General features: G+C 42.4%; 16 protein-coding genes. 8 read left to right on the top strand and 8 right to left on the bottom strand.

Annotated elements, in window-relative coordinates:
- Positions 1–61 precede the first annotated feature (61 nt).
- Complete coding sequence (dapA, locus tag BKK48_RS03345) at positions 62–958, bottom strand: 4-hydroxy-tetrahydrodipicolinate synthase (protein WP_077426768.1); 897 nt, start codon at positions 956–958, stop codon at positions 62–64.
- Between the two features lie 104 nt (positions 959–1062).
- On the opposite strand from dapA, the gene bcp reads away from it, so the two are divergent.
- The gene (gene bcp / locus BKK48_RS03350) at positions 1063–1530 is read left to right on the top strand and encodes a thioredoxin-dependent thiol peroxidase (RefSeq protein ID WP_077426769.1); all 468 of its coding nucleotides are present in this window, start codon (positions 1063–1065) and stop codon (positions 1528–1530) included.
- A 105-nt stretch (positions 1531–1635) separates the two neighbouring features.
- Here the strand turns inward: bcp and BKK48_RS03355 are convergent, their stop codons facing one another.
- From BKK48_RS03355 to BKK48_RS03380, 6 genes are all read right to left on the bottom strand, one after another.
- Positions 1636–2070 (bottom strand): SoxR reducing system RseC family protein, encoded by a 435-nt coding sequence (locus tag BKK48_RS03355; protein WP_077426770.1) that lies wholly within the window; start codon positions 2068–2070, stop codon positions 1636–1638.
- Positions 2064–2837, bottom strand: a complete 774-nt coding sequence (locus BKK48_RS03360; RefSeq protein ID WP_077426771.1) for a class I SAM-dependent methyltransferase — start codon at positions 2835–2837, stop codon at positions 2064–2066. Before BKK48_RS03360 ends, BKK48_RS03355 begins: the two co-directional genes overlap by 7 nt.
- A complete protein-coding gene (gene trmA / locus BKK48_RS03365; RefSeq protein WP_077426772.1) occupies positions 2819–3910 on the bottom strand; it encodes a tRNA (uridine(54)-C5)-methyltransferase TrmA in 1092 nt (363 codons plus the stop codon). Before trmA ends, BKK48_RS03360 begins: the two co-directional genes overlap by 19 nt.
- 108 nt (positions 3911–4018) lie before the next feature.
- On the bottom strand, positions 4019–4354 hold the full coding sequence (locus tag BKK48_RS03370; protein ID WP_077426773.1) for a MaoP family protein: 336 nt from the start codon (positions 4352–4354) through the stop codon (positions 4019–4021).
- A 55-nt stretch (positions 4355–4409) separates the two neighbouring features.
- Positions 4410–5015: a thiol:disulfide interchange protein DsbA gene (gene dsbA / locus BKK48_RS03375; RefSeq protein WP_077426774.1), complete on the bottom strand. Its 606-nt coding sequence runs from the start codon at positions 5013–5015 to the stop codon at positions 4410–4412.
- Positions 5016–5024: 9 nt separating this feature from the next.
- Positions 5025–5291: a YihD family protein gene (locus tag BKK48_RS03380; protein ID WP_077426775.1), complete on the bottom strand. Its 267-nt coding sequence runs from the start codon at positions 5289–5291 to the stop codon at positions 5025–5027.
- A 66-nt stretch (positions 5292–5357) separates the two neighbouring features.
- Here BKK48_RS03380 and mobA point away from each other — a divergent pair, with 66 nt between their 5' ends.
- From mobA to BKK48_RS03395, 3 genes are all read left to right on the top strand, one after another.
- Positions 5358–5924, top strand: coding sequence for a molybdenum cofactor guanylyltransferase MobA (gene mobA / locus BKK48_RS03385; protein WP_077426776.1), 567 nt, complete (start codon positions 5358–5360; stop codon positions 5922–5924).
- 22 nt (positions 5925–5946) lie between these two features.
- Positions 5947–6510: a rhomboid family intramembrane serine protease gene (locus tag BKK48_RS03390; protein ID WP_077426777.1), complete on the top strand. Its 564-nt coding sequence runs from the start codon at positions 5947–5949 to the stop codon at positions 6508–6510.
- Positions 6511–6578: 68 nt separating this feature from the next.
- A complete protein-coding gene (locus tag BKK48_RS03395; RefSeq protein WP_077426778.1) occupies positions 6579–7334 on the top strand; it encodes a DeoR/GlpR family transcriptional regulator in 756 nt (251 codons plus the stop codon).
- A 292-nt stretch (positions 7335–7626) separates the two neighbouring features.
- Here BKK48_RS03395 and dusA read toward each other — a convergent pair whose 3' ends face one another.
- Positions 7627–8610: a tRNA dihydrouridine(20/20a) synthase DusA gene (dusA, locus tag BKK48_RS03400; RefSeq protein WP_077426779.1), complete on the bottom strand. Its 984-nt coding sequence runs from the start codon at positions 8608–8610 to the stop codon at positions 7627–7629.
- A 349-nt stretch (positions 8611–8959) separates the two neighbouring features.
- On the opposite strand from dusA, the gene rpsL reads away from it, so the two are divergent.
- From rpsL to BKK48_RS03420, 4 genes are all read left to right on the top strand, one after another.
- On the top strand, positions 8960–9334 hold the full coding sequence (gene rpsL / locus BKK48_RS03405) for a 30S ribosomal protein S12 (RefSeq protein WP_005543325.1): 375 nt from the start codon (positions 8960–8962) through the stop codon (positions 9332–9334).
- Positions 9335–9490: 156 nt separating this feature from the next.
- Positions 9491–9961 carry a 30S ribosomal protein S7 gene (gene rpsG, locus BKK48_RS03410; protein WP_018356117.1) on the top strand — a complete coding sequence of 157 codons (471 nt, stop codon included), beginning with the start codon at positions 9491–9493 and terminating at the stop codon, positions 9959–9961.
- 84 nt (positions 9962–10045) lie between these two features.
- Positions 10046–12148, top strand: coding sequence for an elongation factor G (gene fusA, locus BKK48_RS03415; protein ID WP_077426780.1), 2103 nt, complete (start codon positions 10046–10048; stop codon positions 12146–12148).
- Between the two features lie 64 nt (positions 12149–12212).
- Positions 12213–12834, top strand: a 622-nt coding sequence (locus BKK48_RS03420; protein WP_143538773.1) for a GTP-binding protein, incomplete at its 3' end; no start/stop codon positions are given.

The raw sequence follows: 12834 nt of genomic DNA on the forward strand, positions 1-12834 counted from the left end.
GTCAATTTTTCAAAAAGTTTGGGGCTAAAAAATCAGCCCCTTTTCTTTCTCTATAATGACATTAAATTAATCCGGCGGTTTTTAATGCTGCCTCGACTTTAGGTTGCGCGCCTTCACTGAGAACCGTAAGTGGCAAGCGAAGGAATGGGGTTTTAATTAATCCCAAACGGTATGCCGCCCATTTCACCGGAATAGGGTTAGATTCCACAAATAAATCACGGTGCAGCGCCATTAAACGTTGATTAATTTCCTCCGCTTTGGCAAATTCCCCCGCACGAGCCAAACGACACATTTCAGCCATCTCTTTTGCGGCAAGGTTATTGGTGACGGAAATCACCCCTTCCGCCCCTAATTTCATCGCATCTAATCCTGTGGCGTCATCTCCGCTTAATACAATGAAATCTTTTCCTGCTAATTTTTTAATTTCTGTTACACGATTGACTTCGCCAGTGGCTTCTTTGATACCAACAATATTTTCAATTTGTGCCAAACGACCAACGGTTTCCGGTTTCATATCACTGCCGGTACGACCCGGTACATTGTAAAGAATTTGCGGTAAATCCGTACATTCGGCAATGGCTTTAAAGTGTTGATACATGCCTTCTTGTGTCGGTTTATTGTAATAAGGCACCACAGAAAGACAACCCGCCACGCCACTGTCGCGTAATAATTTGGTCATCACGATGGCTTCACTTGTTGCATTGGCACCGGTTCCTGCGATCACCGGAATACGCCCTTTTGCCAATTCCACGGTTTTTTCAATCACCTTCACGTTTTCTTCAATACTCAGTGTGGCCGATTCACCGGTAGTGCCGACAGAAACAATGGCATCTGTTCCCGCATTGATATGAAATTCGACTAACTTTTCCAATGTTTCAAAATCAATTCCGCCATGGTTATCCATAGGGGTGACTAATGCAACTATACTGCCTGAGAATAGGGTGTTTTGTGTGGACATAAAACCTCCGTTGTCGGTGATGATTAATGATTTGAAAAATATCCCCTAGGATCGCTAAAATAGGGGCAATTTGCAAATCATTTTTTTACTTTGAGGCATTTTCCATGAAAACATTACAAGCGGGCGATATGGCCCCTCAATTCACCCTAAAGGATCAAACTGAGCAGCCTGTTTCACTTGAGGCATTGAGAGGGAAAAAAGTGCTGGTTTATTTTTACCCGAAAGCGCTCACGCCGGGGTGTACCACTCAGGCTTGTGGCTTGCGTGATGCCAAAAATGAACTTGAAAAATTAGGCGTTGTTATTTTAGGCATAAGCCCTGACTCACCGAAAAAATTAGCGCAATTTACGGCGAAAAAAGATCTCAATTTTCGTTTATTAGCCGATGAGGATCACCAAGTCGCAGCGCAATTTGGCGTGTGGGGTGAGAAAAAATTTATGGGAAAAACCTACGATGGGATTCACCGCATCAGTTTTTTAATTGATGAACAAGGGAAAATTCAACAGGTCTTTGATAAATTTAAAACCGGAGAGCATCATCAAGTAGTGTTAGATTATCTCCGCTCCCTCTAAATCATTCGGTGTGATGTTACCTATCAATAAAAATACATGGTTAATCACACCGAAATCGTTTGAAAAATTGACCGCACTTTGGTGTTGAGGAAAGCCTGTAAAAAGCTAAGACAATACCCGAAGTAAAACAGGTTGAAACGCTGTTTTTTGCCCAAGTTTTTGGGTATAACGCTTAATGAGCGCAAAAGAAAGGGCGGTAAAAAGAAAAATCACAATGGCTCGGCTTAATTCATTTTCGCTGATGTAATGGGATAAGCCTGTTGTCATCAGTAACACAACAAGTGGCACGATATACATCAGTAATGCAGAAAACAGCATGGATTTTTCCTCTAAACCAATTTCCACTACCTGCCCTTCACGAAGTGGCATCATGCTTTCTATGGTAAAAATATGTTCCCCCCGCTTGCCATTGAGTTCGGAAAGGCTCGCTGTACCACAGCTATTTTGGGCGGCACATTGTCCGCAGGCGCTTTGGGATTGGCATTTTACTTTGGCGATGCCATTTTCATAGTGGATGACGATTGCACTTTCTTTTAACACTGGGCTTCTCCCAAATAAATATCAAAACGGTGATTTTTGGTTTCACGGCTAAAGTGCGGTGGTTTTTTGGCGAGAAATTCTGCATAGTCTGGGCGTTTTACCACCACCCGTTTACGGGCAAGATGTAATGCAGGAAGAAGCAATTCATCGGCATCCAAATCTGCGCCTACTAAATGCTGAAACACACGCATTTCTTTTTTCACCAAAGCCGATTTTTGTTTGTGTGGATACATAGGATCAAGATAAACCACATCCGCACAATCGCTTTCAGGGCTGAGTTCCTGAATATGGCGAGCCGGTAATAAACGTAAATTTTGTTGCAACATTTCCCCCATTTCTTCATCTTGGTAGGCACGATTTAAGCCGTCTTGCAACAGTAAATGTACAACAGGGTGGCGTTCGACTAAACGTACTTGGCAACCGATAGCGGCAAGCACAAAGGCATCACGGCCTAATCCTGCGGTGGCATCGATTACGGTGGGGAGTTCGTTTCCCTTAATACCCACAGCTTTTGCGACGGCTTCGCCCCGTCCGCCGCCAAATTTTCGACGATGAGCCATCGCACCACCGACAAAATCCACATAGACTGCCCCGAGTTTGGGTTCGTCTAATTTGCGTAATTCTAACCGCTCGTCCGTTTGTACCAAGGCAAGGGGACTTTGCGCATCATGAATTACCCCTAAAGCATGACAAAGTGCGGTTAAATTTTCGAGTGTTTTTTCTGTGGATTCACAATGCAATTGAATCCTTACTTGCGAATCAGCCATACGCCACTTTCCATATGATCGGTATAAGGGAATTGATCAAACAACGCCGCTTTTTCAATCCGGTGTGTTTTTGAAAGTTCTTGCAAATTGTCACATAAGGTATGCGGGTTACAGGAAATATACAAAATGCGATCATAATTTTGCACCAAATTTACCGTGCCGGGATCAAGCCCCGCCCGTGGGGGATCCACAAAAATGGTGTTACATTCATAGGCGGTTAAATCAATGCCTTTTAATCGATTAAAAGATCGCACGCCGTTCATTGCTTGAGTAAATTCTTCTGCCGACATTCGGATAATCTGCAAGTTATCCACCCCATTTTCAGCAATATTAAATTGTGCCGCCGCCACAGAGGGTTTGGCAATCTCCGTGGCAAGCACTTTACGAAAATTTTGTGCCAAGGCAATCGAGAAATTGCCATTGCCACAATAAAGCTCAAGCAAATCGCCTTCACTGCCTGCCGTGCAACCGAGCGCCCATTCCAACATTTTACAATTCACCACCGCATTGGGTTGAGTAAAACTATTTTCTACTTGGCGATAGACATAATTTCGCCCTGCAACAGGCAATACTTCGTCCACATAATCTTGATTTAAACAAATTTTTTGCTTGCTCGCCCGCCCGATAATCTGAACCTCAAAACCTTGTTCTTCAAGTAAAATTTTCAACGCTTTTGCCGCACCTTCCCATTCTTCAGAAAGGGTTTTGTGATACAGCAAACTCACGATGATTTTATTGCTCAAGGTGCTGAGATAATCGATTTGGAATAATTTTTTATGCAATATTTCTTGTTGTTTGAGCAGGGGAAGCAAGCTTTGCATCATCTGATTAATGAGCCGGCTTGCGATAGGAAACGTATCCACACGATAGCGTTGTTTGGTGGCTTGGTCGAACATAATATGATAAAAATCATCCTGTTCGTGCCAAATGCGAAACTCCGCCCGCATACGATAATGCAGGGTTGGTGAATCAAACACTTGAAGAGGCGGGGCATTAAACGGGCGTAAAAGTGCGGTCAGTTTTTCCTGTTTTTTTTGAAGTAATTCGTAATATTGAGAAACGGGGAGTTGCATAGGATTTTCATTCTTAGATGATAGACTTCTTTCCTCTGCCCGCAAGCAGGAGGGGAAGAATAATGCTAAAAACAAAAGGCAGGCTTCTGCCTGCCTTGGTTGATTTCCTTATTCGCCGGAATAATCATCACCACCGGAGGTGGCTTCACTCACATCACCGGAGAGGGTGTAAACCCGTTTGGTGGTATTAATGCGAGTGCGGTATTTATGCCATGTTTTTTCAAAGAAAGTTTCCGGTGCACGTTCTCCACGACAAAATGCAACAAACTCTTTTTCTTCTTTTGTTACCGGTTTACGTTCACCGAGATCTAAGGCTTTAAAGGCTTGTCCATATTGTTCAAGCACTTGTGATTCTTTGATGGTGTAATCACCGTGACGGGAAAACCCACGAGGGTAGTTTTTATCGTCAAAAAAACGACGGGTAACACTAAAACTTGCAGCCATGATCATCTCTCTTTTTTCATTGGTTAAAAACGGCAGGCATTAAACCAATTTTTCGTTATTTTTGCAATAAACCTTTTACGGTTTCCACATAATCCTTAACGAAATCATCATAATTTAAGCCTTCAGGGTTTACACGGAATTTTCCATTCACATAAAAATCCGGCACACCATGCACTTTAAATTGTTCTGCCGCATTGACTTGCTTATTCACTAAACCATTTACTGCAAAGCTATTGATGCCACCATCAAATTGTTCTGCTGTCACACCGTTATCTAAGAAAATCGAACGAATATCGTCCATGGATTTTAGGCGATCTTTTTGTGCTGCTTCAAATAACGGGGTTTTCACATTATTTTCCACACCTAATGCCATGGCTAATGCCCAAGCACGGGTTAAATTTTCAGACTGACGTCCTAAGAAATTCACATGATATTGTTTGAAGGCTACCCCTTCCGGCAACGCCTCTTTCACTTGTTGGGGAATTTTATATTCCATTTCAAAGGAATAGCAATGCGGACAATAAAAAGAGAAAAATTCAATTACCTCTTTTTGTGGCGCAGCTTGTTGGCTTACTTGAATATATTGTTTGCCCTCTTGTAAGTCTGCTGCCATGACGTTGACGGAAAGAAATGCACCTAATGCGAGTAAAAATTTTTTCATTGTTTTTCCTTACTTAATAATGCCGCGTGCTTTTAACAATGCGGTTTTAAAATCTTCTTCATAGTCTTTTTTGATACCGGGGATAGGCTCGTGCTTATCCGTACCATCCATTTTTAACTGATAAATAATCACTTCATCGGTTAATTCATTGAGTGGCTTTTGGAAGCCGGCCTCATTGGCGATTTTTTGCAAGATTTCCATCAAGCTCAAATCCGGAGCTTTAGACCAATAAGGCTGTAAAAGTTCCAAAACTTCATTTAAACGCTTACATTTCATTGCTATTTCCTTTCCTATGTAGAAAAATAAGACAAGATCATACTTGAAATAGCAACAGAATAAAATATGGCAATGACAATAAGTGCGGTGATTTTAGCAGGCGGAAAGGCTCGGCGAATGGCGGGGCGGGATAAAGGTTTGCAACGATTGTATGGGAAGCCTTTAATTCAGCATGTTATCGAAAGACTCCAACCTCAAATTTCAACGATTGCCGTTAATGCCAACCGCAACATCAGCGATTACGCCCGATGGGGCTTTCCTGTGTTTGCCGATGAATTACCGGATTTTCAAGGGCCGTTAAGCGGAATGCTCACCGCCCTTGAACAAGCCAAAACAGATTTTGTGTTATTCACCCCTTGTGATAGCCCTTATTTTCCTAATAATTTGCTCGAAAAATTAAAAAGTGCGGTAGAAAATGACCGCACTTTGGTGGCCTATGCTGCTGATGAAGCACGCCCTCACCCCACATTTTGTTTAATGTCTGTTCAATTAAAAGAAAAACTCCGTCAGTATCTTGCCTCCGGTGAACGCCGATTATTGCAATTTATGCACGAAAATGGCGGAAAATCCGTCATATTTAACCACACTGAAGGCCGCTTTGTTAATTTTAATACCTTGGATGATTTACAATAAAACCTATTGAGTTCAACACCTTATGCAATCTATTCGTTTATCCCGTTATTTCACCCCACTCTATTTCATTACGGCGATTTGTGTTGTGGTGTATTTATTACAACAAATCGGCTTTGAAGAAAATATCATGGAAATGTTCCATTACCCGGTTTACTTTGATCAGGATTGGGAACTTTGGCGTTATATCACCCATAGTTTTGTCCATTTGTCGAATATTCACATTATTGCGAACCTATCGTGGTTTTGGTTATTTGGCGGCGTGATTGAACGCCATTTTGGTGCAATGAAATTGTTTCTTCTTTTTCTCGTTTCTGCCGTGCTGACAGGCGTGGTGCAAAATTACTTCTCTGGCCCCAATTTTTTTGGTTTATCCGGGGTGGTGTATGCGGTGTTAGGCTATGTTTTTGTGGTCGATAAACTCAACGCAAATCTTTTTGAACTGCCTAAAGGTTTTTTCACTATGCTATTAGTGGGGCTGGCCTTTGGCTTTATTAGTCCGTTATTTGATATCTACCTTGGCAATGCGGCGCATATTTCAGGGTTGATTTTGGGATTAGTTTGGGGATTTATTGATAGTAAAATTTAGCGGGATCGGGTAGAGTACGCCTATTGCTACATCGAAACCCCAATGCTTCTCATGGAAAGGATAGAAGAATGAAACAGTCCATTCGTCATCAAAAAATAATTGAGCTGGTGAATCAGCAGGGATACTTAAGCACTGAGGAATTGGTGAACCAATTAGACGTCAGTCCTCAAACCATTCGTCGGGATCTGAATATTCTTGCAGAATTGGATTTAATCCGCCGTCATCATGGGGGGGCGGCTTCGCCTTCTTCAGCGGAAAATTCCGATTATATTGATCGTAAACTGTTTTTTTCTTCACAAAAAAATCGCATTGCTCAAGAAGTTGCCAAATACATTCCCAATGGTGCCTCATTATTTATTGATATCGGCACCACACCGGAAGCTGTGGCGAATGCCTTACTTAATCATGAGCGTTTACGCATTGTCACCAATAATCTTAATGCAGCACATTTGCTTCGCCAAAATGAAAGTTTTGAAATTACGATGGCGGGCGGTTCGCTGCGCATGGACGGCGGCATTATTGGTGAGGCAACGGTGAATTTTATTTCACAGTTTCGCTTAGATTTCGGTATTTTGGGCATTAGTGCTATTGATGCCGATGCCTCATTACTGGACTATGATTACCATGAGGTTCAGGTAAAACGGGCCATTATTGAAAGCTCCCGTCAAACCCTATTGGTGACCGACCATTCAAAATTTACCCGACAGGCCATTGTTCGTTTAGGGGAATTAGGGGATGTGGAATATTTGTTTACCGATGAAGTGCCGGTTTCTATTGCGCAATATTTGCAAGAGACCAAAACCCAATTAGTATTGTGTAAGTAAGAAAGTGCGGTTATTTCTAACCGCACTTTTGTTTTTTGACATCCATATCAAACCAATGCGGTTAAGACCAATCCAAAAAACAAAATGGGTTATTGTAGAGCAATTAAAACACATAAAATTGATTTACAAGTAAGGGGGAAAGACACTTGAGTTGTCAAGAAAAGCAAGGCTCGATAGTTCAAGAAATACGACGAGATTCCCTCTCAAATCGTGTATTTTATTATCCGGCAAATAGCCTAAAATGGAAACCATAAATATGTAAATTTGTGAACCCTATCACACTTAATGTTGCCTATTTTTCAATAAAATCTAATGCTTTTTCCACGACCTCAACACCTGCGCCTTGTTTGAAAGCATTTTCACTTAAATAACGTCGCCATTGGCGGGCCCCTTTGCAATGTTGAAATGCCCCCAGCATATGGCGAACGATATGGTTGAGATAAACCCCTTGGCTAAGTTGCTGTTCAATATAGGGAAGCATCGCCAGCACCGCTTCTCTTGGGGTGACGATTGGCATCGAGGCATCAAACAAAGCTTGATCGATTAAACCGAGTAAGCTCGGATTTTGATAGGCCTCACGACCTACCATCACCCCATCGACAAATTGCAAATGCTGTTGCATGTCCTCAATGGTTTTGATACCACCATTAATGACAATTTTCAGCTGGGGAAAATCACGCTTTAACTGATAGACTCGTTCATAATCGAGTGGTGGAATTTCACGGTTTTCTTTTGGGCTTAATCCAGAAAGCCAAGCTTTACGGGCGTGAATAATGAATTCCTGACAGCCTTTATTTTGTATCTTTTCGATAAAATCACATAAAAATTCGTAGCTATCGAGATCATCAATACCAATACGGGTTTTCACGGTAACGGGGATTTTCACTGCCTGCTGCATTTTTTCGATACATTCCGCCACTAAATCCGCTTTTGCCATTAAACAGGCCCCAAACATGCCGTTTTGCACCCGATCGGAAGGGCACCCCACATTCAGATTAATTTCATGATAGCCTCGTTCTTCTGCCAGCTTTGCACAATGTTGAAGCTGTTTAGGAACACTACCGCCTAATTGTAGGGCAACGGGATTTTCAAGCAGATCAAAATCTAAAAGATCGTATTTAGCGTGAATAATGGCCGATGTCGTCACCATTTCCGTATAAAGCAGTGCGTGTTTGGAAAATTGGCGATGAAAATAACGACAATGGCGTGTCGTCCAATCAAGCATGGGCGCAACGGAAAAACGGCCACGATAAAAGTGCGGTTGATTTTGAGGCATTTTTTATTTCTCTTGTTTATCGTTGCGATTCTGCGCATCCAAAGACTTTTTGCGGGCGAGAAATCTCTTACAACGGAAAAGGGCGTTCAAAATAGGGCGAAATTATGGGGAGAATAATCCGGGAAATCAAGTGGCGGTGAAAATGAGGCATTTGATCACGCCATTATTGCGCCCCAAAAAACGCAAAAAGTGAACCGCTCTTTTATTCTTTCAAGCAAAAGAGAGCCTGTCATTGTTTGTTGACAAGCTATCACAAAATCATTAGAATTTGCCGTCTATTTCTATATCGGAAGTAGATTTTTTGAACAACATTCTATTATTGAATAACATTTAAACTGGAGCTTTTTTAATGGCAACTATCAACCAGCTAGTACGCAAACCGCGTGTGAAAAAGGTTGTAAAAAGCAACGTTCCTGCATTAGAGGCTTGCCCGCAGAAACGTGGTGTATGTACTCGTGTATATACTACAACTCCTAAAAAACCTAACTCAGCGTTGCGTAAAGTATGTCGTATTCGCTTAACAAACGGTTTTGAAGTAACTTCTTATATCGGTGGTGAAGGTCACAACCTTCAAGAGCACAGTGTTGTATTAATCCGTGGCGGTCGTGTTAAAGACTTGCCGGGTGTGCGTTACCACACAGTACGCGGCGCATTAGACTGTGCAGGCGTAAAAGATCGTAAACAAGGTCGTTCTAAATACGGCGTTAAACGTCCTAAAGCTTAATGGTTCTCCGTTAAGTAAGGCCAAACGTCTAAATTAGCAAACAATTTAAACCATAAACTCCAGTCAAAAGCGCACTGCGCTGCAAAATTTCTCAACAGAGAAAGATTGCTGATGAGTTTTGGATATCCTGAAGATTAAAATACGGAGAAATTCGCAATGCCACGTCGTCGTAGTATTGAACCACGCAAGATTCTTCCAGATCCGAAATTCGGTTCAGAATTACTTGCAAAATTTATTAATGTAATCATGGTTGACGGTAAAAAATCCGTTGCTGAATCCATCGTTTACGGTGCATTAGAAACCTTATCTGAGCGTACAGGTAAAGAACCTTTAGAAGCTTTTGAAATCGCACTTGAAAATGTGCGTCCAACCGTTGAGGTAAAATCTCGTCGTGTTGGTGGTTCGACCTACCAAGTACCGGTTGAAGTTCGTCCGGTTCGCCGTAACGCATTAGGTATGCGTTGGATCGTAGAAGCCGCTCGTAAACGTGGTGATAAATCAATGGCTTTACGCCTTGCAAACGAATTATCAGATGCTTCTGATAACAAAGGTGCAGCAGTGAAAAAACGTGAAGACGTTCACCGCATGGCTGAAGCGAATAAAGCATTTGCTCACTACCGTTGGTAATAAGCTTTTGAACTTAAAGGGCTTCATCATTGATGAAGCCTTACCCTTATATAAACAGATATTAAACTAAACAAGGTTATAATAATGGCACGTACAACTCCTATTGAAAGATATCGCAATATCGGTATTAGTGCGCATATTGATGCGGGTAAAACGACTACTACTGAACGTATCTTATTCTATACAGGTGTGAGCCACAAAATCGGTGAAGTACACGATGGTGCGGCAACAATGGACTGGATGGAACAAGAGCAAGAGCGCGGTATCACCATCACCTCTGCGGCAACCACCGCATTCTGGTCTGGTATGTCTCAACAATTTCCACAACACCGTATCAACGTTATCGACACCCCGGGGCACGTTGACTTTACTGTAGAAGTAGAACGTTCTATGCGTGTTCTTGACGGTGCGGTGATGGTTTACTGTGCGGTGGGTGGTGTTCAACCACAATCAGAAACCGTATGGCGTCAAGCAAATAAATATGAAGTTCCTCGTATCGCATTTGTAAACAAAATGGACCGTACCGGTGCAAACTTCCTCCGTGTGGTTGACCAATTAAAAACACGTTTAGGTGCGAATGCCGTTCCACTTCAACTTCCAATTGGTGCTGAAGACAACTTCACCGGTGTGGTTGATTTGATCAAAATGAAAGCAATCAACTGGAACGAAGCTGACCAAGGTATGACCTTCACTTATGAAGATATCCCTGCAAACATGGTTGCAGATTGTGAAGAATGGCGTCAAAACCTTGTCGATGCAGCGGCTGAAGCTTCTGAAGAGTTAATGGAAAAATACCTTGGTGGTGAAGACTTAACAGAAGAAGAAATCAAAGTAGGTCTTCGTCAACGTGTATTAGCAAACGAAATCATCTTGGTTACCTGTGGTTCTGCCTTTAAAAACAAAGGTGTTCAAGCCATGCTTGATGCGGTAGTTGAATACTTACCGGCACCAACAGACATTCCTGCAATTAAAGGGATTAACCCGGATGAAACTGAAGGTGAGCGTCATGCAAGCGATGAAGAGCCGTTCTCTTCATTAGCATTTAAAATCGCAACCGACCCATTCGTGGGTAACTTAACCTTCTTCCGTGTTTACTCTGGTGTGATTAACTCAGGGGATACCGTGTTGAACTCTGTGCGTCAAAAACGTGAACGTTTTGGTCGTATCGTTCAAATGCACGCAAACAAACGTGAAGAAATCAAAGAAGTTCGTGCAGGCGATATTGCAGCGGCAATCGGCTTAAAAGATGTGACTACGGGTGATACACTATGTGCGATTGAAGCACCAATCATTCTTGAGCGTATGGAATTCCCAGAGCCGGTAATCTCTGTTGCAGTTGAACCGAAAACTAAAGCAGACCAAGAAAAAATGGGTATTGCATTAGGTCGTTTAGCACAAGAGGACCCATCATTCCGTGTTCATACGGATGAAGAGTCTGGTGAAACCATTATTTCAGGTATGGGTGAGTTACACTTAGATATCATCGTTGACCGTATGAAACGTGAATTCAAAGTGGAAGCAAACATCGGTAAACCACAAGTATCTTACCGTGAAACTATCCGTACCCGTGTTAATGATGTTGAAGGTAAACACGCAAAACAATCCGGTGGTCGTGGTCAATACGGTCATGTGGTTATCGACTTATATCCATTAGAGCCGGAAGGTCCGGGTTACGAATTTGTTAACGAAATCAAAGGTGGTGTAATCCCAGGTGAATACATCCCAGCGGTTGACAAAGGTATCCAAGAACAACTTAAATCCGGCCCATTAGCGGGTTATCCGGTAGTTGACCTGGGTGTACGTTTACACTTCGGTTCATACCATGATGTGGACTCATCCGAGCTTGCGTTTAAATTAGCCGCTTCTTTAGCATTTAAAGCAGCGTTCGCTAAAGCAAACCCAGTTCTACTTGAGCCAATCATGAAAGTAGAAGTTGAAACGCCACCTGAGTATGTGGGTGATGTAATCGGTGACTTGAGCCGCCGTCGTGCAATGGTTAACGGCCAAGAAGCGAACGAATTTGTTGTTAAAATTGATGCAGAAGTTCCACTTTCTGAAATGTTCGGTTATGCAACAGACTTGCGTTCACAAACCCAAGGTCGTGCATCATACTCAATGGAACCGTTAAAATATTCTGAAGCACCAACAAACGTTGCTGCAGCAGTGATTGAAGCGCGTAAAAAATAATTTTTGTAAACCAGCGGTATAAAATCTCTTCGGTTTTATACTGCACTTTTAGGAAATATTAGCAATGTCTAAAGAAAAATTTGAACGTACAAAACCGCACGTAAACGTGGGTACAATCGGCCACGTTGACCACGGTAAAACAACTTTAACAGCAGCAATCACCACCGTATTAGCAAAACACTACGGTGGTTCAGCACGTGCATTTGACCAAATCGATAATGCACCTGAAGAAAAAGCACGTGGTATCACCATCAACACTTCACACGTTGAATACGATACCCCAACCCGTCACTATGCACACGTTGACTGTCCGGGACACGCCGACTATGTTAAAAACATGATTACCGGTGCAGCACAAATGGACGGCGCTATCTTAGTGGTAGCGGCAACTGATGGTCCTATGCCACAAACTCGTGAGCACATCTTATTAGGTCGCCAAGTAGGTGTTCCTTACATCATCGTATTCTTAAACAAATGCGATATGGTCGATGACGAAGAGTTATTAGAATTAGTTGAAATGGAAGTGCGTGAACTTCTTTCTCAATATGACTTCCCGGGTGATGATACGCCAATCGTGCGTGGTTCTGCATTAAAAGCTTTAGAAGGCGATGCAGCATGGGAAGAAAAAATCCTTGAGTTAGCTAACCACTTAGATACTTACATTCCAGAGCCTGAGCGTGCAATTG

This window comes from Rodentibacter heidelbergensis, from assembly GCF_002000125.1.
Classification (GTDB): domain Bacteria; phylum Pseudomonadota; class Gammaproteobacteria; order Enterobacterales; family Pasteurellaceae; genus Rodentibacter; species Rodentibacter heidelbergensis.